We start from the raw sequence: 24,943 nt of genomic DNA, 5'->3' as shown, positions 1-24,943 counted from the left end.
CCCAAGTTGAGGAAGCGGGCTCTGAGCTGGACATCAAGTCCCTCAAGGCTCTCGCCACAACGCAGCGGTCTCCCGCAAAAAGCGACTCCTTTATAGTCGGCCGAAGTGGTGCGCATCCTTCGGCGGAATCCAAGTAAATCGTGCCATCACGCGTATTAAGCTCGCGCGAGGGATTGCCGCGGGTGCGGTGTCGGCCGACATAGCTAGGGGATGTGCGTGGGCTTCGAGGTTGGCCAGCTGGTGATGCTGCGCGTGGACCCGGCGAGGATGGGCCCCGTTATCGCCGTCCTGCCCGCTGTAGACGGCCGTGCCCGCTACCGGGTGTTCCACGGCCCTGGCGCCAGCCGGGACTACGCCGAGGACCAACTCGTCACCGCGGCCGAGGCCACTGGCGGTGACGGTGCCGACAGGTTGAGGCCAGATGAGTTCCGGGCACAGTTGACTGCTGCAAGGCTGCGCCACCCGCTCACGGACCACATTTACGCCCTACGAGCAGCCAGAATCCGGTTTGTTCCCTTTCAGTTTCGGCCCTTGTTGCGGCTGGCCCGCGCCGACGAACCACGGCTGCTAATCGCCGACAATGTGGGCGTAGGTAAGACGATCGAAGCCGGGCTCATCATGAAGGAGCTGGCAGCCCGGCAGCCGCTCGACACCGTTTTGATCGTCTGCCCGAAGGCGCTGACCGTGAAGTGGCGCGAGGAGATGCGCCGTTTCGACGAAGACTTCCGCATCCTCGACGCGAGCGCGTTGCGGTACTGCTTGAACGAGGCTCATCTGGAGGGCCGATGGCCGCACGAGTACCGGCGGTCAATTGTCCATTATGAATTGCTGCGTCTGGATCCTTACCTCCAGGGCGAGCACGAAGGGCGAAGGAACACAGTCGGGCTGTTCGAGCTTGATCCCCCTCCGCATTTTGATCTCGTCATCGCCGACGAAGCCCATCACGCCCGTACACCCGGCACCAACGCGCATCAGGTGGCGAAGTATCTCAGCGAGATCAGCACGGCGATGGTGCTGCTGTCGGCGACGCCGATCCAGACCAGTTCGCAAGACCTTTTTACGCTCTTGCAGCTGCTGCGACCGGATCTGTTCCCGGAGCCGCAAGCGCTGGTCGACATGCTGGAACCGAACCGGTACCTAACCGCCGCTGTACGGGCACTGCGCGAGGCGTCAAACCAAGCCCCCGACATTGCCATAGCACAACTGGCACGGGCAGCCGCGACCCCCTGGGGGCGCAGGACCATCGCGATCGACCCGCGATACCAGGCCACGCTGCGACGACTCGGCGGGGAATCGCTTACTGCAGAGGACCGGGTCCGCTGCGTCACCGACATCGAAGAGCTGAATACCCTGGCACCGCTGGTCAACCGTACCCGGCGACGCGACATCGGCCCGTTCACCCTCCGAGAGCCACATACAATCGCAGTGGGCTTCACCCCCGCGCAGCAGGAGTTCTACGATCGACTCCTCCAAGCGAGGCGAGACGAACTCCTCCGCCGCTACGATCCGACGATCGTCGCCCTGATCCTGGTAACGCTTGAACGGCAGGCAGCGAGTTGCCTGCCCGCGCTTGCCAGCAGGATCGCCATGTCGGACACCTTCTCAACCGCCGGCCTAACCGATGCACCGGAGTCGGAGGGGGACGAGCCGATGAGGGGCACATCCGCACTTCCCGTTGATTCGGACCTTCGCGACCTGGCGCGCGCATTACCGCCCGACGATCCGAAGCTCGAGCAGCTAGTGCAGCTCGTCCGTGACGCACAGGCGGCACCCGGCTCCGGCAAGATCCTGCTTTTCTCCTACTTCTTGCACACGCTGGACTATCTCGCCGAGCGGCTAGCGGCGGCCGGTGTACGTGTCGGAATTGTCACCGGACGCACTGACGAGCTCGACCGGCAACATTTGCGGGACCGGTTCCGGGCCGAACGCAGCCTACCCGAGGCGCTGGATGTCCTGCTGTCCAGCGAGGTCGGCTGCGAGGGTCTCGACTATGAGTTCTGCGATCGCCTGGTGAACTACGACATCCCGTGGAACCCTATGCGGGTCGAACAGCGCATAGGCCGTATTGACCGGTTCGGCCAACGCAGCCCCAAGGTTCTCGTGTTCAACTTCGTCACGCCGGGCACGGTGGAGGAGCGTGTTTTCCACCGGTGTTGGGAACGCCTCGGCCTGTTTAGCGACACGCTGGGCGACCTCGAAGGCGTTCTCGGTGAGATCGTGCAGGACCTCAATGACTTAGTCACCAGCACCGACTTGACCGGGGCTCAGGTCGACGAACGTGCGCGCCAATTGGCCGATAATGCCGTGCGGCTGGCCGAGGAGACTCGCAGTCTCGGAGAGGCGAGCGCAGATTTGCTCGGCCTGGACGAGAGCTTGACCCGCGACCTCGACGCGCTTGTTGAGGAGGGTCGCGCGGTCACCGAGCAGCAGTTGGAGGAACTACTTCGCGAGTTCCTAGCAGCCCCTTCGTTGTCGGGGACGATCGAGAGCTCACCGGGTGGGGCACTGCGCATGCGGCTATCTCGGTCGGCGCGCACTGCACTTACCGCGATGCTCGATGCGCAAGCGGCCCTGGCAGCCACCCGGCCAGGCCAACAGCTGCGACGGTGGCTGTCTAGTAACGAACCTGGGTTCGCGATCACCTTCTCTGTCGACGCCGCTACCGCTGACCGTTCTCTTGCCTTCCTGACCCCAACCCACCCACTGGTCCGCCTCGCCGTAAACGCACTTGCGCCGCCCGATGGACACCAACTGTCTGCTCGCCTGCATATCAGTGACGAGGGTGTCCCTGAAGGCAACTATCTCTTCGCTGTTGACACCTGGGAGACCATCGCCGCCAGGCCGGAGTTCCGCGCCGTCGGATTTGCAGTCGACTTGTCCACATTCGAACCCGCGCCGACCATCGAGCGGAGGCTCTTGGCTTTGCTCGCAGAGGCGGGCACGGCGGATATCACCACGGCCACAGATTCCGTCGAGAAAGCCCGATACGTGCTGGACGCCCATGCCGAACAACGGAGGCGAGCGGCCGTCGCGGTTGCGACCGAGATCAGCGACGTGCTCGTAGCTCGTCGTCTAGCTAGCCTCGAAGCCCATCATGACCGGGTTGCTCAACGCCTCGCGGAGCAGCTCGCCGTAGCGGTCGAACCTCGCATCGCACGCATGCGTGCCTCTGAGCGCGAACGTGCCAAAGCCCACTACCAGCAGCAGCGGCGCGCACTAGAGGAACGCCGGGGTGCCGACATTGTCAGTCACCGGACCGCCCAAGGAGTTCTGACGGTGACCCATGACTAGTAATTATGAGCGCATCCGCCGGGACAACATTCGTGAATACGGTGAAGGCACCCGCCATCTGGACTTCCTGCAACGCCTTTACGCCGATCGAACGCACTTCATCTTCGAACTGCTGCAAAACGCCGAAGACGCCCACGCAACCCAGGTGACATTCGTTCTCGACAGGCACCAACTCGTCGTCCAGCATGACGGACGGCCCTTCGACGAGGCCGACGTGCGAGGAATCTGCGGGGTCAGCGCCTCCACCAAAGACGACGAGCTGACCGCTATCGGCAAGTTCGGCATTGGGTTCAAATCCGTCTATGCCTACACCACCCTGCCGGAGGTCCACTCAGGCGAGGAGAACTTCCGCATCCGTCACTATGTACGCCCCGAACCCGCAGCCTGGCACGGGGATCCGCTCGACGGCCAGACTCTTTTTCTGTTTCCCTTTGACCGCGACGACCTGACCTCCGAGCTCGCCTACGCTGAGATCGCCGACGGCCTACTGGAGCTCGATCCGATCACGTTACTCTTCCTACAGCACGTCCGAGATGTCATCTTCGAATCGGAGTCGGGGACGGTCCATCTGACGCGTATCTGCAGCGACACTGACCCGACCAATGTGGAACTGGTCCGCCGTACCGGTGGAGAAGTGATGCTGCATCAGCATTGGTGGAAGTTTGGTCGATCCCTCGATCACATTGGTTATCTCAACAAGCGTGTCGAGATCGCGTTCAAACGTGCCAGCCTCGAGCCGGACGCGCCCGTCGAACGGCTGCCGCGGTCTCCGCTCGTCGCCTACTTCCCCACAGACAAGGAAACCCGGCTCGGGTTCCTCCTACAGGCGCCGCTGCGCACCACGCCAGCACGCGACAACGTTCCGGAAAACGATCCAGATAACGTTGCGCTGGTTGATCAGGCTACCCGTCTGCTCCTCGACACCCTCGAACTGCTACGGGATAGCGGGCGGCTAGGCCTCGACGTGTTTGAAGCGTTACCCATCGACGCCGAGGCGTTTCGCTGGAGCCCCTTGCTGCGTCCCCTCTTCGAGGGGGTGCGCCTTGCGCTGCGTACGCGCGCTCTTCTCCCAACAGCTGGCGGCGTGGGCCATGTGGCCGCCAGCGAGATCAGGCTGGCCCGCGGAGGTGGCATTCGCGAGCTTCTGTCCCCCACACAACTGGGCGAGTTGGCCGGGGTCACTGGCCCACTGCACTGGCAGCCGGCGCAGCTGACAAGGGAGCGCACTCGGTTGCTCTGGGACTATCTACGCCAGGAGGTCGGTGTCGAAGAGATCACCCCTGAATGGGTCGTCGGCCACCTCAAAGCAGATTTCCTGCACGAGGCCGACGAAGCATGGCTGATCCGGCTCTACGCCTTCCTCGAGCAAAGCCCCGCCCTATGGCGCGCCGCCCGCTATGACTCCCGAGGACCGGCGAGGACGGTGCCGCTGATCCGGTTGGAGGACGGCAGCCAGGTGATTCCGTTCGACGCGAACGGCAAGGCAAACGCCTACTTACCAGGGCCGGTCCCCTCTGACTATCCCACCGTCCGCCGTACGATCGCCACACACCGACAAGCACGTTCCTTCTTGACCGGCCTTGGTCTGCAGGAGCCAGACATAGTCGATGAAGTAATCGATAGAATCCTGCCCCGATACCAGGCGAACAGCTCGGTCGCGAAGGCGGATCAACACCGCCGTGACCTCGTTGTGATTAGCCGGGCAATGCGTGACGCTTCCGGGCAGCGCCGCGCCTCCCTTGTCGATCGTCTGCGCTCGACGGCGTTCCTGTTCGCCCGAACCGCGGACCACTCGACTGCCGGGATCCGCACCCCGGCCGAATGCTACTGGCCTGACGACGAACTCGAATACTACTTTTACCCGAGCCAGGATGCCTGGTTCCTTGCGCCGGAATACGAAGAATACCGCCGGGTTCTTACCGAACTCGGCGTGGCCGACCGCGTCCGCGTCGAAGCCCGCGCCGCCAACTTCTCGGGTCACGTAGTGCTGCGCGCCTGGCATGGCGATCACAGTCGCGGTCTGAACAGCTTCGACCCCGAACTACATATCCCTGGACTTGATGCGGCGCTGGCCAACCCGGACCGGCGACGCTCCGCATACGTGTGGAACCTGCTGTTGGCCCCCCGCACTGACCAGTTGCGAGGTACCGTGGAGTTCGCCAGCCGACAGGACTACACCAACAGCCGTCGCAGGGAGCAAGATACTGAGCCCTACCGACTTGCAAGCAGCCGGGCCTGGCTACCCCGCCTTGATGGTGGATACGCAATACCGCGCGAGCTGGCCCCCGACGATCTCCCCCTCGACTTCGTCCGCCATAACGGTCTCGCCGACACTCTGGGCATGATCACCCCGCTGCTTCAGCAAGCCAGCACCCAACTCGGCATTCGCGTCGACATCCTGCGTTACCTCGCCGAGAACCCCGATGCCCTGGCTGCCGTCAGTCGGGAAGCGGAGAAGGCGCTGAGGTCAGCCACCGCGCCTCCGTCGCAATCGGTGGAGATTACGATCTCTCCGTTCGACTTCACCTCGAAGCTCCAGGACGCTTTTGCCAGGCCCGCTGGCAGCAACCACTTGAGCGACGATGGTGGTGGTGACCGCTTCCACGACAACGGCCATGTCAGTGCTCCTGCAATGCGGCGCGAGCGCACCGCAGCAACCATAGAGCAGGCACGGACAGCCGAGCCTTCTCCCCAAGATCGATTTCGATTCCTGCCCCGCAAGGTGTGGGACGGCAGGAACCCGATCATCCGGCAGTTCCTGGTCGAACAGTACGCCGGACATTGTCAAATTTGCGACGCCACCTTCCTTAAACGCGACGGAGAACCTTACTTCGAGGTCGTGTACTTGGTGTCCCACACCAGCGCCGCATGGATTGACAGACCCGGCAACGTCCTCTCCCTGTGCCCCACCTGCACGGCGAAGTTCCAACACGGGGAGGTTCAGGCCAGCGACATCCTCGGTCAGATCCAGTCATGGCGGACCAGAACCGAGGCAGGCGAGACGGCCGCCTTGCGCCTGACACTCTGCAGCGAACCTCACACAATCAACTACACCGAGAAGCACCTACTCGACTTGCAAACCATGGTGACCCAAACAGCCCAGTCGGACCTGACCTGACGGGTCTGACCCGAAAATCTCACCTTGGCCGGGTCTGTCCAGTGAACGGCTCTGTCGCAGATTCGGTGGTGACGAAAGGTCCGGCTGCGTCACAGTGAGTCATGATTGATCTTGATGAGCTTGTGGGCGTCGTGTTTTCGGGGTTGTCGCCGCTGGTGGTGAAGGACGTCGTGGACGACGGCGAGCGGATCCGCGTGCGGGCGCGAACTCCGGACGGGTCGGTCGCCTGCTCGGGGTGCGGGGCTGAGACAGCGCGGGTGCACGGCTATCACGACCGGACCGTCGCCGATGTCCCGGTCGATGCGCGCCGTGTGCTGGTGGTGGTAAGAATTCGCCGCCTGGTCTGCCCGACCCGCGGCTGCCGTCAGACCTTCCGCGAACAGCTGCCCGGTGTACTGGAGCGCTACCAGCGGCGCACCACTCGTCTGACCTCGCAGATCGGTGCGGTGGTCCGCGAACTGGCTGGACGTGCCGGCGTGCGTGCCTTATCCGCACTGGCTGTCGGCCTGTCCCGGCACACCGCGCTGCGCCTTTTGCTGCGCGTGCCGTCGCCCCAGCCTCGGGTGCCCCGTGTGCTCGGCGTCGATGACTTCGCGCTGCGCCGGCGTCACCACTACGCCACCGTTCTGATCGACGCCCAAACACGCGAACGCATCGACGTTTTGCCCGGCCGCACCGCCGATGTCCTGGAAGCCTGGCTTCGTGCTCATCCCGGCGTGCAGATCGTGTGCCGGGACGGCTCAGGCGCCTACGCCGAAGCCGTGCGCCGCGCACTGCCGGACGCCGTCCAGGTCACCGACCGCTGGCACCTGTGGCACAACCTCGGCGAGGCCGTTCTGAAAGAAGTAGCCGGACACAGTGCCTGCTGGGCCAAGGCCGGGCCGCCCCTGCAGGACGGCAAACGCGCGCAGACCACCCGCGAGCGCTGGCATCAGGTCCACGATCTGCTCGGCAAGGGCGTCGGCCTGCTGGAATGCGCCCGCCGGCTGAACGTGTCCCTCAACACCGTCAAGCGCTACGCCCGCGTGGGCGAACCCGAACGCCTGCAACGCGCCCCGCAATACCGGCCTACCCTTGTCGACCCCTACCGCGACCATCTTCGCCGCCGCCGGTCCGACGACCCCGCCGTCCCCGTTCTGCATCTGTTCAACGAGATCAAAGCCCTCGGCTATCAGGGCAGCTTCAACCTTCTCTACCGCTACATCACCCAAGGCCGGGTCGAGGCCGACCGTCTGCCCATCTCTCCTCGCCGCTTTGCTCGGCTCCTGCTCACCCGGCCCGACAGCCTGACGGACGAGCACCGCCGCTTGCTGGACGACCTCACCACCGCCTGCCCGCAGATGATCGACCTGGCCGAGCTCGTGCGCGGCTTCGCCGACCTGCTGCGGCCACACGAGGGCAACGCCGAGCGTCTCGACGCGTGGATCGCCACCGCCCGGACCTGCGATCTGCCTCACCTGCATGCCTTCATCCGCGGCCTCGACCAGGACCGCGATGCCGTCCGCGCGGCCGTCACCTTGCCCTTCCATAACGGCGGCACCGAAGGCGTCAACACGAAGACGAAGCGCATCATGCGCCAGATGCACGGCCGGGCCAGCTTCGCGTTGCTCCGCCACCGCATTCTCTTGGCCTAACGCTCCGTCACCACCGAAAGAGAGACAGAGCCCAGTGAACGGTGTAACTCGATCTTGATTGGTTCTATCGGGGGTTCGGGGACAGGCGGCCTTCGAAGGTGATGGCGAAGGCGTTGAGGGCGGCTTTCCACCGGGTGACCCAGCGTTTGCGGCCCTGCCCTGTCGGGTCCAGGCTCATGATCGCCATGTAGACGCATTTGAGCGCGGCCTGCTCGTTCGGGAAGTGGCCTCGGGCTTTGACCGCCCGGCGGATGCGGGCGTTGACCGACTCAATTGCGTTGGTCGAGCAGATGACCCGGCGGATCTCGGTGTCGAAGTTGAGGAACGGGACGAATTCGGCCCAGGCGTCCTGCCACAGTTTGACGATCGCTGGGTACTTGCCGCCCCAGGCGTCGGCGAACTCCACGAACCGTTCGAGGGCTGCGGCTTCGGTCGGTGCGGTGTAGACGGGCCGTAGCGCTTTGGCGATGGCGTCCCAGTGCTGGCGGGCGGCGTATCGGAAGCTAGCGCGCAGCAGGTGCACCACGCAGGTCTGCACGACCGCCAGGGGCCAGGCCTGCTCGATCGCCTGCGGCAACCCTTTCAGGCCATCGCAGACGACCATCAGCACATCACCGACGCCCCGGTTCTTGATCTCGGTCAGGACGTGCAGCCAGAACTTGGCGCCCTCACCGCCGTCGCCGGCCCACAACCCGAGGATGTCGCGCTCGCCGTCGACGGTGACCGCCATCGCCACGTAGATGGGCCGGTTGGCGACCTGCCCGTCACGGATCTTCACGTGGATCGCATCGACGAACACGACCGGGTAGACGGGGTCGAGCGGTCGGTTCTGCCACTCGGTCATCCCGTCGATGACTTTGTCGGTGATGGTGGAGATGGTCTGCTTGGACACCTGCGCGCCGTAGACCTCGGCCAGGTGCGCGGAGATCTCCCCGGTGGTCAGCCCTTTGGCGGCCAGCGAGATGACCATCTCATCGACCCCCGACAGGCGCCGCTGCCGTTTGCGCACGATCTTCGGCTCGAAGCTGGCGTCCCGATCCCGCGGAACAGTGATCTCCACCGGACCCACGTCAGCGATGACGGTCTTGGTGCGGGTGCCGTTGCGGGTATTGCCGCTGCCCCGGCCGACCGGATCGTGTTTGTCGTAGCCGAGGTGGTCGGTGATCTCGCCTTCCAGCGCCGACTCCAACACGAGTTTGGTCAGCCGGCCCAGCAGCCCGTTCTCACCGACCAACTCCAGTCCCTCGGAGCGGGCCTGGTCGACCAGCTTGGCCACCAGCTCACGGTCTGAGGCTTCGTCCTTCCGCGCCACCGCGGCGTCCTCCAGGTCGATCTCCGTCGATGCCTGGATCACAGTACTCATCAGGTGCGTCTCCTTGATCAGGAGTTACACCGTTCGTCTTACAGTCCCGATCGAGGATGTTGATGCGACGGCGTTCCGGCCCCTCATAGCGATCAAGGAAGGCCTCGGTCGAAGTGAAGACGTCCGAAGCCGGTCCACTTGCTTCGTTGCGGTATTGCTCCGGGCTCGACCAGCCGTGGGTGCCAGTCCACGCGCAGGTCCGCGGATCGCGGTCTCGTCGACGGCGTGTGCGATACCGAGGTCCAGGACCCGTGGGCCGGCCGGGGAAAGGATGACGTTGCCGGGCTCGAGGTCCCGATGCACGATGCCTGCACTGTGGATCGCCGCCAGCGCAGCCGCTGTACCCGCCGCCAGAGCGTGGAGTCGAATCCCGGACAGAGGTCCGTGGGCGGAGACGTGCGCGTTGAGGGTCGGTCCGGGGACGTACGCTGTGGCAAGCCAGGGTTGTTGCGCACGCGTGTCGGCGTCCAGGAGCGGGACGAGGCAGGGCCCTGACCCTGCGCATGTGTCAACCTCTCGGGCGAAGCGCGCACGGAAATTAGGGTCGTTCGCATAGTCTGCCCGGATCGCCTTAACGGCAACACGTGTCCCATCCGATGCAAGCCCTGCGTGAACGATCCCCATGCGGCCGACACCGAGACGGCCGATGATGCGGAACGGACCTATCCGGTCCGGATCTCCCGCCACCGCAGACGGCAGAGGTCCGTTCGCCACGTGGAGCATCCTTTCCGCAAGCGGGACACCGTCGGGAGCAAACGGCATATTATCGACATCGCGGGTGCCCAGGGCGGTGATTCAGTCTCTAGCTGACCCACATCACCCATACGAGTGGCGTGGCAGCGGAGAACCAAGGGGCATAAGTGGCGCGTGGAGGAGCTCGACGCCAGGTACGCGGAAGTTATGGCAGACCTTGATCTAAGGTCGCTAGTCTTGCCCTCTATGTCCCCCTCTGTGGAGCGCACCGTAGATGCGATCACCAATGCGTCCTCATGGAACGCGCGGGTTAACCTAGTTCGCCAGATTCCTGAGAGGTTTGGCCGCGCTGACTGGCGCAAGGTCTTTGCCAAGCTGGCCAAAGATTTATATGTCCCTAATCTTACGCCGGACTTCGCATATGTTGATCTACGGGAAGATTTCGAGCTTCCTGTTATTCAGGCTGCCTACGATGCAGCCATGGAGTTGACGGAGGGCTTCGCCAACGTCTCCAGTGCAGATCTTGAGCGCTGCCTCGCTATTAAGCCTGAAACGCTTCGGATCTTCCGTCTTCTTTTGGGCTATATACCTAAGGAGCTCGCGGCCGCCACGAAGGTTGTTGCCGCAACACTTCAGGCAGACGCGGGGGAACGCTACAAAAGCAATCAGTTGCCTATGTCGACCGACCATCTTGATATTGCCGCAGAGCCCGTATCGGAAAGTCGAATTAAGTCGATGGAGCAAGGCCGAGAGTCCTCAAAGGCTGTCATACCGCGAGTGTTGGCAGAGACAATTTCTAGAGGTATAACGAAAACACTCTTCCCCGAAGCGGCAGCTGGCCTCCGAACCAAGCAAGATCGCCCCGATCTGGTTCATGGCTGGAATAGCGTGCGCCAATATTCCACTGAGGGAGTTCCTTATCCCGTCTTCCTTCATCAGCGCCACTATGGAGGTTCCTTTCTGCAAGTGCTCAACTCGGGTAGCACGCAGCGAGGCGACAGAATCGAAGATGCCGTTCAGGAGCTCTTTGAGCGGCACGGCATCCCTTTTGTGCGAACAGGAAATACAAACCAGGCGGAAATTGCTTCCAGATTTAATCTCACCGTGCAACCTGCGCCCGATTTTGTCGTTCATGACGCAAACGGCACTCTGCGGGGCATGCTGGAATGCAAGACTACGAACGACGGGGGGACAGCTCGTGATAAGGCTGCAAGATTCAGAGGCCTTCGCGTCGAGGCTAACCGCCTTGGCGGTATACCGGTCTTCGCCGTTCTGGGTGGATTGGGATGGACTAGAACAGCGGACGCGCTGGGGCCGGTAGTGCAGGAATGCGACGGACGCGTCTTCACGCTAGCGACCCTCGATGAGATGGTTACGGTCGATCCAATGCCCCATCTATTCGGACTCGCCTGAGTTCGACGGATGGAGTGGCGGTGTTTCCTGTGTGTTCCACTCGTGACCCAACATCACCCGGTGACAAGCCGACCAGAACACAGGGCGGTCAAAGTCGCGAGCATCCGAAGCGACGCGCAGCATCTACGCCCTCGAGTTGGCCGTGTCGATGCCGGCCGCCATCAGGCGGGCGGTGCGAGGTGTACTGTCAAGCCCATTGCCGCTGCGGCTACTGTGATATGACATGTCGAAAGGGGATCACGTGGAACTCGCAGAAGCGGAGTCCTATTTACGTCGGACGACAAGGCGTCATTCTACTCGCGACGCACTGAAGTGGGTGCAAGAAGGTCGGATGATGCCCTCCGGGACTCGTACCCGTGAGCTCCTCTCAGCGCTGGCCATTCTTTCCCGTGAAGCCCAGGGCGAGATCGCGGACTTGGGAAACCAGGCGTTACAGTCTGCACGGAAGATGTACCTGAAATCGGAGATGGATCCTTCGTCGGAGTTGCTGGACATCGACACCGTGACTCCCCCGGTCTTCTACCGGAAGGCGCTGGAGAGACTTGCTACATTCACCCATTCGGGAACGCTCCAGGACGTCAACGAGACAGCCGTCTACCAGGCCCAGACGCAAGATCCGTGGGTAATACAGACATTATGTGCTGTCGCGGGGATGACGTACAAGGAGTTGCGAGACCGAGCGGATGGGCAACTGCCCAATGATCCGGGGCGCGCGTGGTCCGTAACCCAAATCTCGGCGGCCTTTAATGTGATCGACCGGGTGGTACGCGGGACGGTAAAACCGCGGAACCCGACCGCCGTCGCCCGGCGTCCGGTGGAAATGTTGTTCGCCGATGAGATTGCCCCACGCGGGTGGGACCTCATCGAGCAGCTGCGAGCCGAGGGTGCCCCTTATGAGACACTCCTTGCCCAGCGCGTTGTTGGGACCTCTTGGGGAGCGCATCGTAATAGCACATCATCGAAAGTGCAGGCCCAGGTCACAGACGAGCTCTGTCGGCTGCTTGAGGAGCACGAGGTGCCCTACCGTCGGCTGAAGAGGGACAAGGCCGCGCGTGAGGCGCTGGCGGCACTGGCTGTGGCCCGGGACCAGGTGTTGAAGGAAAGCCTCAATGACACGGAGAGCGTATCCGCACAGGTCACAGTTCTGGCGGAGCCAGCGGGGCACACTCATGCGATCGCTGTCTCTGTGGCTACGGATGGAGGTACGGCGAACAAGAGCGGGGGCAAGCTCCTGCAGTTGCCACCGAAGTTCCGCGTGCCCGTTGCGGTGGTGCTGATCGGTCCTGGATGGGCGAAGCGGACGGAGTCTGCCGAATTGGTGCATGCCTTCGACGGCCGAACCTACACAGAGTTGACGCTCGATCAGCTTGTAAGGGACATGCTCCCAGACGATGTCGCGTAGATGCGTCGGAATTGTCGTAGCCCAAGTGCATTCTTGGCTCTGTCTGGTCGACTCATGCACTGGGCACGCAACAACGTGGGAGACGAATAATGATCAGCCGCCACGCACGTAGCAACCTCATCGAGGAGACGGTCAACGCCGTTGGCGGGGACCACCCGGAGCGGCGCCCTCTGCGGTGGCGTGGGGAGGATGTGCCTTGGCCAGTGGTGCAGGTACCAGTTACGCACGCACTGCTGAACCCTTACAGCCACCGGATCAAGGCTCAAGTCAACTCCCTAGGAGGTCGCGGTCAGGTCATTGCTGACGACCCGTTCGGGGAGGAGGCGCAGCACCTGATCGCGGAAATCATTCGCGAGACGTCCGGGTACTCAAGGATCAAGGCGACCCTGGCGCGCGACAAGCAGCAGGACCCGGGCGTAATTACGCGTGAAGGCGTCTTAGTCAACGCCAACACCCGGCTCGTTGCGCTATGCGAACTCGGCGTGCAGTACATCAAGGTGCAGGTACTTCCGGCCGACGCTACCCAGGCAGAGTTGACGGAACTCGAGCTGGGCTTTCAGATGAGCCCGGATGTCCGCCAGGATTACTCGTTCACCAATGAGCTGATCTTCATCAAGGATCTACTCGATGCCGGTTGGAGTCCCGAGCGGATCGGTCTGGAGATGGACCGCGCACTGGACAGGAACAAGGAGGCTCATCGTAAACAAGCGGCCCAGCATGTGGAAACGAACGCCCGCCTGCTACAACTCATCGAGACGATCATGGCAACCAGTGCCGGGAAGCTTACGTACGACTACTTCGATGACGAGATCCAGAATATCAAGGACATCGACAGCGCCTACGAAAGTCACCGTAAGAAAGATCCTCAAGGTGCGCTGCGCGTGCGGGACGCGAAGGTCGCTGGGATGCTCGCAGGTCTGGACTACCGGAAGGTACGCCAGATCGATGAGACGCTGCTCAACAACTATGTAGTCCAGGCACTTGAGGAGGAAGAAGCCCTCAAGGCGATCGCGGTGGAGCTAGCGACAGGATCGATCGGCAACATTGACGATGAGGATCTAGATGGTCTCGACATCCTCGACGATGTCGGCGATGAAGTCGCTGGCACCAGCCAGGTGACGCTGCTACCGATCTACCGCGTCCTCGCCACCACCAACGATGACGACGCCGTCGTCTTGCCCGCCGGTGTGGACGACTCTCCTGTCTCCATGCCCAAGCGGGTCTTTGTGGCGGCTGTGAATACGGCGTTGACTGTTGCGATTGCCGTTAAGGATCAGGACAACAAAGGCAAAGATGAACTTCGTTCCCCCATGCGGCATCTGGAGAATGCGCGCGACTCCTGCGACCGAGCCCGTGATGCCTTGACGGCCGTTGCACGGCATCAATCGTTCAGTATCAACAAACTACAGACAGTCTACGAGGACTACATGCGCTCACACGATGAGCTGATGATGGTCCTGCAGGATGCCGGCATTCGGATGATCGAAGATGGCGGTAGCTGATGACTGCTGTATCTGTCGTCACGCTTCGGCTGGGACCTGGGAACCCTCCAACGATCATCGCCGAGCGCGGCGACGGAGTGCCAGATGTTTTTTGGGGGCAGCTTCGAGTTGAGTGGGGTTATGACGGCGACCCAGGTCAGGCGGTTCATGTCCCGCTGTCCCGCTTTCGAGGGAACCTCGGATGGCTTAAGCCTGCTTGTGCCGCCTATCGGGTGAAGCTGGAGTGGGATCCGCGGGTCCGGGAGATCATTAGCCAGATTGGTAGCGATCGTCGCCAGCTCGACTCAGTCATGGCGAGCAATTCGGCCTTGACCGAGGACGAGGTGCGAGCACGTCTCGCAGAGAGCCGGTTCCGGCGGGATCTCAAGCCTTTCCAACTCCGGGATGTAAGCCGTCTACTCGCTCTTCCTCACGGGGCCAATTTTTCTGTTCCCGGGGCTGGGAAAACCACTGTCGCCTACGCGGTGTACGAAGCTGAGCGGGCTGCCGGACGCATTAGTCGGATGCTCGTGGTAGCGCCCCTGTCTGCCTTCGATGCGTGGAAGAGCGAGGCCGAAGAATGTTTCGCCCCTGGCGAGCGCCCTCGTATCGAGATCTACAACGAGTACGCGTCCAGTGATGTAGAGGTGCTGCTGGTGAACTACCACAGGCTCGCATCAAACTACGATGAGTTAGCGACTTGGGTATCGAAGGTGCCTACACTCGTCTTGCTCGACGAGGCGCACCGGATTAAGGCAGGACGGAGCGGAACCCATGGTAGCGCGTGCCTCGACCTGGCATTCAGCGCCGATCGCCGCGATGTTCTCACCGGTACCCCTGCTCCGCAGGCTTCCGGTGACTTCGTAGCCCTTCTTGATTTTCTCTGGCCCGGGCAGGCGCGACGCATCCTGCCGCAGCCTGCGCTAACGAGGCGCCCCGCGCCCGAGGTCACCCACGACGTCGCCGCTGCAATCCGGCCGCTGTTCGTGCGGACTCGCAAGGAAGAGCTGGGATTAACCGCTCCGAACCTGCGTATCGAACATGTGACCCTTGAGGGCCTACACCGAGACATCTACATGGCGCTTCGCGACCGCTATGCCGGATTGCTGGCAGTTAGCATGAACGATCGTGCTGAGCTTAGCAAGATGGGCACGATTGTCATGTACCTACTTGAGGCAGCTACCAACCCTCACCTACTCGCAGCAGGCTCGAGTGACGTCGACCCGCCGATTTTCCGGCACCCTCCACTTCCGGTCGAGCCAGGCAGTCGACTGTGGGATCTGATCCAGCGTTACAACCAATACGAGACACCTGCGAAGTTCCAGCAGCTTGCCCGTCTTGTCAGCCGCAACGCGGAGGATGGCCGGAAAACTCTTATATGGTCGAACTTTGTCCGCAACCTTCATGCTCTGCATCGCATGTTCAACCGGTACGAGCCGGCTCTCATCTACGGTGGTGTCCCATCCGAGACGAGTAGTCCAACCGCGCAGCTCACTCGAGAGTCGGAGCTCCAGCGGTTCCGCGAAGATCCCAGCTGCATGATCTTGCTCGCTAACCCGGCCGCAATGAGCGAGGGCGTCAGTCTCCACCAGGTGTGTCATGATGCGATCTATCTTGACCGCACCTTCAATGCTGGACAGTACCTCCAGAGCATCGACCGAATTCACCGGCTTGGCCTGCCGCCGAGGGTCGAGACCAATCTAACTTTCCTCGTTACTTCCGGAACCATCGACGACGTCGTTGATGAACGAATTCGAATCAAAGCGACAGCTCTCGGTAATATGCTGAACGACCCAGACCTCGTGACTATGGCCCTGCCGCAAGAAGACGAGGAAGGATACGGGTATGCCGTCGACGACACCCAGGATTTGCAAGCCCTGTTCGCGCATCTCCGGGGTGAGCCATAGTGGCGACCGACAGCAGCAGGGTAACTATGGCTCGACGGTTACCGACCATGTTGCAGATGCAGGCAGCCTTTTGGGTCACACGTTGCGTAGGTGATGTCGGTAGCTCAGCCGAAGATCTCGGTCGAAGCTATCTTCACGTTCCGACTGGAGGCTTGCACGATCGTTCCTCCCTGGTGGCTGGACAACGCCTACTAACTGAACTTGGCCTCCTGGTCGAGCATGAGGAGTTGGTAAGGCCTCACCGCGACCTAGTTGCACTTCGCTCGTTGCCGTCGGACGCTTTCGTTGAAGCACTCCTCGAACGGGTGCTGAGCCAACGCCATGACATGTGGCTCTCCGCGTTCGCATCCGGTGATGAGGTGTATTGGGAACGGGTGCCAGCAGACGCAGCCCACCTCCTGCAAGCTGTTTTCGCAGACCCCAATCGTCGTACAGCATTCGTCTTGTCCACCGCTCGGAAAATTGACGTCGCGCTCTTGGCCGAAATCGGTGCTGAGGGGGAGGAAGCCGTCGTTGCCGCATGCCGCAAGTACTTGCTAGCCAAGGATCGAGCGGACCTTGCTGATCATGTGGCCCGACTAAGCCTTGAAGATGACACGCTCGGCTACGACGTCACGAGTCCCGACTGCCGGGGCCGTAGACACCACCTCGAAGTGAAAGCCACCAGGTCAATTGGCACTCGTATCGATTTCTACCTCAGCCGCAATGAAGCGACCATTGGGGCCAATGACCCATCCTGGGCCATAGTCATAGCTCGACAAGAGATCAGCGGTCCGAATGGCGAGCTGGCCATGCGCGTCATTGGCTGGCTCACCTATTGGGATATTGCTTCTGCACTTCCGATCGATACAACTCCAGCGAATGACTTAATGGGTCGGTGGGCCAACGCCCGAATGACGATTCCAGATAGTCAGCTTCGCCCTGGTCTCCCTCTTGACCGGAACTAAACCAATAGTTATATCGATCGCTCACAACAGCGGTTGATCAGCAACTATGATCGACCGGCCAGTTGTTTTGGCCAGTGTAATAACGCGACGCGAGCCTCTTGCTAGCGTAGCGTCAAGCTCAACGCCTGACGGTAAGGCAAGATGAGGAGAATGACCATGACGGTCGTGGCCCAATCGGACGCGGGAGTCGCTCACGTCCAGCCGCATTCCGCGACCAGCGCTGCCCTACTACGCAGCCCACTTCGCCACCTCCATGCGAAAGCCGTCAGCGCACAGGCTCGGGCTGAGAGCCGTAACCGCGAAGTGCATCTCCCTCCGATCAGTACCTACCGCTGGTGGGCGCGCCGTACTGAGGCTGTCAATGGTGCGATCATCGACGCCGCCGCACGCGATCAATCCGGCAGGATGCTCATCGCCGATGTCTTCGCAGGTGGAGGCGTCATCCCATTGGCAGCCGCCACGCGTGGTCACAAGATCTATGCGCAGGACCTCAACCCTTGGGCCGCGACGGGGCTGGCCGCTATGCTCGGGCTCCCTGCACCGGAGAAGCTCAGAGAGGCGCAGGCAACGCTCGCACATCGAGTGAACGCTGAAGTACACGCCGCGTACGGCACCACTCTGTCCGACGGCAGTCGCGGGTTGGTCTCTCATACCTTCCGGGTGGCAACCGGTGAATGTACAGCATGCGGGAAACGGACTCGAATGTTCCCGTATGCCCTTGTCACGTTGCTCTCGCGTCGTGAGCGAGGTCGCCCCGAAGCCTTCCTCGCATGCCCAAATGGTCACCTTTTTCAGGGACTATCAACGACACCCGCGCCCTGTCCGCATTGCCGGGTCCTCACAGACCCAGGTGCTAATTACACAGCTAGACGCAAAATTCAATGCCCCTGCGGCCACATTGACCGCCTCGACGACCGGGCCGAGACTTGGCAATGGGAAGTCGTCCTCGTCGAACGCAGCCGTCCAGGCCGTCGAGAAATCGAAGTGCCTACCGAAGGTGAACTGGAAGCAGCAAACTTCGCTCATGAAGCGCCACAGAGGACGCTAGGGACGATACCTGTAGGCCAAGAGACGAGAGTTCTCATTCGCCACGGCTTCACGCGGTGGGAGCAGCTTTATCCTATTCGCCAACGGATCCTCCTTGAGCGGCTGCTCGCGGTTGCCAAGGAGTGCTCCTCGGATCCAGCAGTCGTGCGTGCTGTCGAGATTGCGATCATCGGATCCGCAGAAATGGCGGGACATCTATCTCGCTGGGATCGGTACTATCTCAAGAGCTATGAATCGATGGCTGGGCATCGATTTAACCTCACAACACTGGCTGTTGAACCAAACGTTTGGGGGACGGTCAACAGCGGTCGAGGTACGGTGTTGCGCCGGCTCACCCAACTTGTGAAAGCCGCAACTTGGCTTCACGCAAAGACCGAAAAACAACTTGTAGTCGAGGGGCCTCTGCTTACGAACGTGGACAGAGATGATGCGCTGTTCGACGCCGACGTAAGAGTGGTTGAAGGCTCATCAGAACAACTCCTGCTTCCCGATCGCTGCGTACACCTCGCACTGACCGATCCCCCATACCACGACGATGTTCAGTACTCCGAGCTTTCCCTCCCATTTCGCGCATGGGCACAGCTGACTGACGGTCCATTGCTAGGTGAGGCTGTCGTAAATGCGGCCGTTGGTCAGCTAACACATAATGGCGCATACGAAGACCTACTTCTTCGAATCTTCAAGGAGACGCGACGAATCCTGAGACCAGACGGCCACCTTATCTTCAGCTACGCTAACCGTAGCCCTAAGGCGTGGACGGCGCTTTTCTCTGCCTTGCAGTCCGCGGGGTTTCGAGCCGCAGGCTGTGAGATCGTACACAGCGAAAACGAGACTGACCACGCCAAGCGCGGGGTGCGGGCATGCACGCTCGACCTGCTTCTCGATGTTGTTCCACAAGGTACTCTTCCGGTTGAGCCTCATCGCCCTGAACCCGGACACGACGACGAGTCAACCTTCTTGAGCATTGTAGCCGAAGTGTTTTTGAAGATCGGATCATTCAGTGGCGATTGGCAAGAGAGCGTGCATCGCGGCCTTGCCGATACCGCCTTTCTCAGGCCGGAAGTAAAAGAAGCGGAAACAAAACCATCCGACGAGGCTCAGGTGCCTCAAAATGGATAGGTCATATATCGACGGGCGCCTTCGAGAGCGCCGCGCGCGCAGGGGCAGAGCCTCGTACGGGTTCTAGGTTTGCCATGGGCTCCTAGGTAAGTTGGTCTCGTTCGCTCCGGTCGCGGCGGTCATGAACCGTCCGGCGTTCCCCGGATGCTCTAAGCGCACGGGGCGGCGCCGGCCGGGATCGGCCGAAGAGCCGCAGCCCGGTCGGCTGGCCGACCGGCGCGTGAGCGGGCCGCCGCAGGCGGTCCGCCTTGATAGACGTGAAGATAGGTTGCTTTCTCGATCACTTAATTGGCTCTGCCAGACTCCTGGCGTGGCGATAACGCAGCAGCTTGTCCGAGTGCCCGAGACGGTGCTCGTTGCCTGCCGCCGGTCGGTCCGCGAGTTGCACCGGTTGTGCTCCTTCAAGCTTGCCCCTGACGGTGATCACCTTGATTTGGACTGGGCGCCCTCAAGCCTGATCCAGATCTCTGAACTCTCAGGGGCCGCCCCGCACGCCGTCGCAGCCCTGCGACGTGCTCTCCGTGGTGACGCCGAAGTCAACCCGGCCTACCGAGACCATCCCGACACCATTTGGGAGCATCCCGTCACGGCCCTTGATGCTGACGCCGTTGGCGAGGTCGCGACGGTCTTCCGCAATCTCCCTAACGCTGTGTCTGCCCTCGTGCCACCGGAAGACCATGCAGCTTGGTCGGCCCCCGACAAAGCCCCGCCGGGCTCTGATGGCCCTCGCGGCTATCTGACCATGCACTTAGCAGCATTGCTCAGGTTCTACGAAGAAGCCACTCGTCGTGGGCTGGCCGTCGTCGTGTGGTGGGACTGATCGACAGAGATCTCATCCGCACTGGTCCAGACACGTTCGAATCTGGGCTTCGTTCACAGCGACCCTGACCGGCTGGTTCAGGCGTGTAGCGCCACGCCGTACGGCACGGGCGCATGCGCCCGTCGTGACCGGTCTGCTTCTGCAAACCCCTAGCAATCCTTGGTCACTTGCGCTGCACCTGTTGACTGAGAGTGCTCGGAGACGTGCCGATGGTAGGCCACGTGTCGGGGATCCGGCGTGTGTCCGTCGGCGAGCTGGATTGGGGTGATCGGCTGGCGGGTCGGGACATCGATGGCTACGAGCTCGTCGTTGATCGTGATCGTTCCGCCATCGAACAGGACGTGGTGGTTGGGGCACAGGCAGAGGAGGTTGCCCGGCTCGTCGGGGCCGTTGTGGGGCGTGCCGAGCGGGCGGATGTGGGCGCCTTCGGCGTAGGGACCTCGCCTGGTCGTGAGACGAATGCCGCAGATCTGGCACTGATGGTTGTGCACGAGTTTGACCTGCTCCGCGAGCGCGGAGTCACGGATCACGCGGTTGGTCGTGACCGTGCGGCGGCTTGGTGTTGGTGTCCCGTCGGGGAGAGGTGTGGCCTCGCCCTGGGCCGGCGGAATGGCGTTGGGTTCAGGGGCAAGCCGGGTGGCCGTGAGTAACTCGTCGCGGTCGACGTCGCGGACGTATTCGTCGAGGAGTCGCAGGACGATCTGAGCGCGTACGGCCGGATGATCTGTCACGAGGTCGTGTACCCATGAGCGTAAACCGCTGAGCGGCTGGTTCTGCCGCATCCAGCGCTGCGCCGCACTGCCGCTGGCCCTTGGAACGTCGTTTCGACCAGGGAGGTCCCAGAGCCCGTGGTGATACAGACGGAGTACGGGAAACTCGGCATGTAGGCCGTCGCCGGCATGGCCGAACTCCCGCAGGAGCGATTCGAGTGCGGGAGAGGCATCTCTCCACGGCACCAGGCGATCGTAGCCCCGGGCCGCTCCGCCAAGGGCCCAGAGAAGGGTCAAAGGCTGGTGCCGCTTCTGCGCGCCAGGCGTGGCCGATGCGGCCGTTTTGAGTGTGAGGATCTTCTCGAGCAGGCTCTCCAGCGAATGCCCCTCGATGATGTCGCCTGGACGGGTGACCTCGAAGCCGAGGTCCCTCAGCGCGCGTGCGACGGTGGCATTGCCGCCGGAGAAGTCCTCGGCTCGCAAGGGCCAGCCGTCCACGTCGCGATGTGCCACGCCGACGATGGCCTTGGAGTCGTACCGCTTGCCGTCGTATAGGAGGAAGTAGCCGCGCGCCGGGCCGTATCCGTAGGTCTCGAGAAACGCGTCCCTTCCCAGCTTGTCGTACTCCTCTATAGCGGACAGAACCATCTCACGACGGAGATCGGAAAGCGCCATAGGGGAATGATACGAACAGCTATTGCACTAAATGCTAAACCTGATAGCGATAGCATCCAATAGGTGTGATTTGACCGTTAATTCGCCCAATGCGAGGGTCTGACCGCATGATAGCGGTAGGTTGCCCGTGTGCTGGGCACCTCATTCACGTCATGCGCAAGCGAGACGCAATAGGCGTGCCACCTCACCGCGATCGAACACGACCGCCGGCGGGTTGTCGCGATGTTGATCTATATGCTCTTCAGGACCGTCGCATCTGGTTACGACGGTGATGCCAAGCAGACTCGCTGCTCGCTGGCGGCTTGTATGCGAGAGCTGGAGATGGCCAAGGAGGCCGTCCCGGCGGTTCTACCGCGCCGAGCGTGTCGACGACCTGCTCGCCACGCCCTTGGTCGGACGGCCGAGCAAGCTGGACCCCTACAAGGCTCATCGGTACCAGCGCTGGAACGAGGGCTGCACCAACGTGCTGGACATGCACCGGGAGATCGCCGGCCTCGGCTACCGCGGCAGCTACAGCTCCGTGCGCGACCACCTGGCGCCCTCCCGGGACCGTCTCGGCGAACGCCTGCATGTGAGCGCGTCCAGGTGTGGGCTGCAGGCCAGCACGTTCTGGCTTCCTTGCTTTCCGAGGGTCCGCCCCCAGGGCCGAGATCAACTCGTTATGCCATTGACGTCCAGGTCAGACGCGCATCCGTTTCGCTCCGTCTCACAAGGCGAGAACGACGGGGCACTGCGAATACAGCATGTCTTTGTTGCTCCGCAAGGCGCGTGCATCCAGACTCACGATATGGCCCGAATGATCTCCACGATCACCGAAATCCAACACTGGAATCCACGCCTGTTCACGAACTCATCCACGGACGGTGCACAGGGCAGGTGCAGCGCGCACGGCAAGAGTACGTGCGCCCTCCCAGCTGTGGCATATGTCGCTCTCTCCGACGCAGGAACAGATCGGAAGGAGTGGGGCGCTTGCTCCGAATGGCTCGCTACCAACGAGGACGCTGTGGAGTACCTGGCAGCGCATCCGCTGGAATGAAGACGCCTGCGTCCAGAACTCCGTCAAGTGGCGTCCTCAAGGTAACGGAAGCCGTCCGAACTCAACGCCTTGAGTGCCGTTTGGGCTCGTCGCCAAACGTAGGGGCGGAGTAGCTGGGCGGCCTGGTGGTCGTCCTGGAACCTGAATCCCACTAGCTCGTCATCAACGAGATGGACGCTCGCGGCTTGCTGGCTCGATAGGACTCCGCCGTCGAAAATGAGCATCAGGGAGTCGTCCCACGGGCCGTGAGGGGAGACCCAGTCCACGACGAGCAGGCGGCCGATCTCAAGGTCGAGCCCGAGTTCTTCCTTGATCTCACGTTGTGCGGCGGCGGCGGGGGACTCGTTGGCTTCGACCATGCCTCCCGGTAGGTCCCAGTCCGGCTTGTATTTCGGGTCGACCAAAAGGATCCGGCCCTGCTCGTCGCGGATTAGGACGTCGGCACCAACACGCTTACGGGCCTGCTTGGCGTTGCCCTCGGCAAGGTGAACCTTCCAGGCCACAGGATCGCGCTCATAGAGCGGGGCTTCCCGGTCCACGATCAGATCCTCCCCACTGGTACAGCCAGCGCCGCTCCGCTAGGGCCTCATCCAGAGCCATCTGGAACTCGGCAATGATCTCCTCCCCACGGTACGCCTCCAGGAGCCCGCCGAGATCTGCCAATTGACGGGTGACGACGAACGAGCTCAGGGATCGCGTGTCGTCGATGACACTCATTGCGACTCGGCACGCTTCTTCGGGGCGGTCCTCCGCCAGCAGCACCTTGGCAAGGACGAGCTGTCCCAACGCCCGGCTACGAGTCTGATCTCCGGAACGTAGGGCGACAGCACGATGAGACTGCCGACGCGCCTCCCCGAGTTGGCCGAGCGCGAGCATGGAACGCGCCGCGTCGAGCGCCAGCGAACCTTCGTCGAACGGGCCGATCCACGGCGACGGGTCACTCGTCTGTTCGCGTTCAAGGGTCCGTTCCGCTCGGAGCAGCAGGCCGGTGCACTCTGTCGAATTCCCGAGCGAGGCGAAGCTGCGGGCGGCCATGATGAGCAGCCGCGCCTCCATCGCCGGGGCAGACGTACGAGTGCCCGTCAGCATCTCCGTTCCGCGGCGCGCCAGCCGTACGGCGTCGGCCGCCCGCCCGCGGTGCTGGGCGAGGTGGCTCATGCTGCCGAGGATGTGGGCTTCGAGTTGACGGTCACCTCCGACGCCCGCAAGGTCGAGGGCGCGGGAGAAGTGCTGGCCTGCGGCGTCGTCCCGGCCGTCATCGTGCGCCATCCATCCGGCCATCTCGGTCAAGGCCGCAGCCGCGACGAAGGCCGTCGGCCCGTCGGCACCTCCGAACAGGCGCGGTGCTACATCCCGTTCCAGGTAGCCAACTACCGCGGCGTAGAGGTGACCGCCGCCTACCCGCCGGTCCGCGCCACGAAAGGCCGTCATCGCGCTCAGGTCATGCCGGGCTGTAGGCGGATAACCAGTCGGATCACCGGAAACCCTTGAATCACTGGACACGTGTTGTGAATGGCCCGGATCCGCATCTGCGAAGAGAGCGTCCTCGTCCACCCCCATCGCCCGGCAGAACAGCAGCCGGTACCGCTCGCTCAGAACGCTGATCCGCCCCGACTCCCAGCGACGGATGGACCGCACCAGAGCCTCGTGGTCGGGAAGGTCGCGGCGGTCGTCGCCGGCGGTATCACGCAGACGCCGCGCCATGGCGTGGACGTCCCACAGCCGAGCCTTGCGCTCCGCGCGGATCCGCATGGCCCATCGGGGGGGATCGGCCATGTTCACCTCCGCACTCATCCGAACACGGGTCGTGTCCGCTGATGCTCCTCATTGTCATCCTCCGTTCGCCCGGACGCAGGTCCTCTACTGGGACTGATCCGATTTCCGGTAAACGTGAGGGCACCCACATGGATGAGAACGCGAAACAGGCCGTGCGACTGCTCGCGGCGCGCCTCCCGTCCTGGACCGTCTGGTACGGCCAGCACACCGGCCACTTCTGGGCCATGCCCAGAACGCGCGACCTCGCCGTTGCGCCGCACATCGAGTCGCGGACGCCAGCGCAACTGGAGCGCCAGGCTCAGGAGATCGAGCGAAACTTCGGACCTCGTGGAGGTCTCGAAGGGCTTCCGATTATCAGGCCCGTTGCGGGGCGCCGTACAGCGGAGGGGCGGTCATGATCCAAGATGAGGCGCTCGCGAACCTCCGGCGCGAACTGGATGCCCTTGGAGTCCCGACCGAGGATCGCGATGTCCTGTGCCTAGGCGAAGGTGACCCGGCGCTCAGTCTCGCT

General features: G+C 62.4%; 15 protein-coding genes. 10 read left to right on the top strand and 5 right to left on the bottom strand.

What is annotated here, in order from left to right; all coding sequences use genetic code 11:
- Positions 1-216: 216 nt before the first annotated feature.
- The 3 genes from Pka01_RS15505 to Pka01_RS15495 all read left to right on the top strand — a co-directional run bounded on the left by Pka01_RS15505 (position 217) and on the right by Pka01_RS15495 (position 8,043).
- Positions 217-3,291 carry a DEAD/DEAH box helicase gene (locus Pka01_RS15505; protein WP_203883458.1) on the top strand — a complete coding sequence of 1,025 codons (3,075 nt, stop codon included), beginning with the start codon at positions 217-219 and terminating at the stop codon, positions 3,289-3,291.
- Entirely contained in the window at positions 3,284-6,409 is a 3,126-nt protein-coding gene (locus Pka01_RS15500; RefSeq protein WP_203883457.1) for a sacsin N-terminal ATP-binding-like domain-containing protein, read from the top strand. Before Pka01_RS15505 ends, Pka01_RS15500 begins: the two co-directional genes overlap by 8 nt.
- Positions 6,410-6,510: 101 nt before the next feature.
- On the top strand, positions 6,511-8,043 hold the full coding sequence (locus Pka01_RS15495; RefSeq protein ID WP_203883456.1) for an ISL3 family transposase: 1,533 nt from the start codon (positions 6,511-6,513) through the stop codon (positions 8,041-8,043).
- Positions 8,044-8,107: 64 nt separating this feature from the next.
- Here Pka01_RS15495 and Pka01_RS15490 read toward each other — a convergent pair whose 3' ends face one another.
- Positions 8,108-9,394, bottom strand: coding sequence for an IS256 family transposase (locus Pka01_RS15490; protein ID WP_373318151.1), 1,287 nt, complete (start codon positions 9,392-9,394; stop codon positions 8,108-8,110).
- A 36-nt stretch (positions 9,395-9,430) separates the two neighbouring features.
- On the bottom strand, positions 9,431-10,129 hold the full coding sequence (locus Pka01_RS15485) for a protein kinase domain-containing protein (RefSeq protein ID WP_373318150.1): 699 nt from the start codon (positions 10,127-10,129) through the stop codon (positions 9,431-9,433).
- Positions 10,130-10,345: 216 nt separating this feature from the next.
- On the opposite strand from Pka01_RS15485, the gene Pka01_RS15480 reads away from it, so the two are divergent.
- The 7 genes from Pka01_RS15480 to Pka01_RS15450 all read left to right on the top strand — a co-directional run bounded on the left by Pka01_RS15480 (position 10,346) and on the right by Pka01_RS15450 (position 20,235).
- Positions 10,346-11,512, top strand: a complete 1,167-nt coding sequence (locus tag Pka01_RS15480; RefSeq protein WP_203883454.1) for a hypothetical protein — start codon at positions 10,346-10,348, stop codon at positions 11,510-11,512.
- A gap of 331 nt (positions 11,513-11,843) precedes the next feature.
- Entirely contained in the window at positions 11,844-12,914 is a 1,071-nt protein-coding gene (locus Pka01_RS15475) for a hypothetical protein (protein ID WP_203883453.1), read from the top strand.
- A gap of 89 nt (positions 12,915-13,003) precedes the next feature.
- Complete coding sequence (locus Pka01_RS15470; protein WP_203883452.1) at positions 13,004-14,416, top strand: hypothetical protein; 1,413 nt, start codon at positions 13,004-13,006, stop codon at positions 14,414-14,416.
- Complete coding sequence (locus tag Pka01_RS15465) at positions 14,416-16,302, top strand: DEAD/DEAH box helicase (protein WP_203883451.1); 1,887 nt, start codon at positions 14,416-14,418, stop codon at positions 16,300-16,302. Before Pka01_RS15470 ends, Pka01_RS15465 begins: the two co-directional genes overlap by 1 nt.
- 47 nt (positions 16,303-16,349) lie before the next feature.
- Positions 16,350-17,249 (top strand): protein NO VEIN domain-containing protein, encoded by a 900-nt coding sequence (locus Pka01_RS15460; RefSeq protein WP_203883450.1) that lies wholly within the window; start codon positions 16,350-16,352, stop codon positions 17,247-17,249.
- A gap of 156 nt (positions 17,250-17,405) precedes the next feature.
- On the top strand, positions 17,406-19,415 hold the full coding sequence (locus Pka01_RS15455; protein WP_203883449.1) for a hypothetical protein: 2,010 nt from the start codon (positions 17,406-17,408) through the stop codon (positions 19,413-19,415).
- Between the two features lie 337 nt (positions 19,416-19,752).
- The gene (locus Pka01_RS15450) at positions 19,753-20,235 is read left to right on the top strand and encodes a hypothetical protein (protein ID WP_203883448.1); all 483 of its coding nucleotides are present in this window, start codon (positions 19,753-19,755) and stop codon (positions 20,233-20,235) included.
- A gap of 149 nt (positions 20,236-20,384) precedes the next feature.
- Here the strand turns inward: Pka01_RS15450 and Pka01_RS15445 are convergent, their stop codons facing one another.
- From Pka01_RS15445 to Pka01_RS15435, 3 genes are all read right to left on the bottom strand, one after another.
- A complete protein-coding gene (locus Pka01_RS15445) occupies positions 20,385-21,620 on the bottom strand; it encodes an HNH endonuclease (RefSeq protein WP_203883447.1) in 1,236 nt (411 codons plus the stop codon).
- A 1,059-nt stretch (positions 21,621-22,679) separates the two neighbouring features.
- The gene (locus tag Pka01_RS15440; RefSeq protein ID WP_239115008.1) at positions 22,680-23,195 is read right to left on the bottom strand and encodes an NUDIX domain-containing protein; all 516 of its coding nucleotides are present in this window, start codon (positions 23,193-23,195) and stop codon (positions 22,680-22,682) included.
- On the bottom strand, positions 23,170-24,432 hold the full coding sequence (locus Pka01_RS15435) for an NsdA family TPR-like regulatory protein (protein WP_203883446.1): 1,263 nt from the start codon (positions 24,430-24,432) through the stop codon (positions 23,170-23,172). The genes Pka01_RS15440 and Pka01_RS15435 overlap by 26 nt, the downstream gene beginning before the upstream one ends.
- Positions 24,433-24,943: the final 511 nt, after the last annotated feature.

It is taken from the genome of Planotetraspora kaengkrachanensis, from assembly GCF_016862895.1.
Lineage (GTDB): Bacteria > Actinomycetota > Actinomycetes > Streptosporangiales > Streptosporangiaceae > Planotetraspora > Planotetraspora kaengkrachanensis.
Note: the sequence above shows the minus strand (reverse complement) of the source record. Positions and strands in the feature narration are given on the sequence as shown.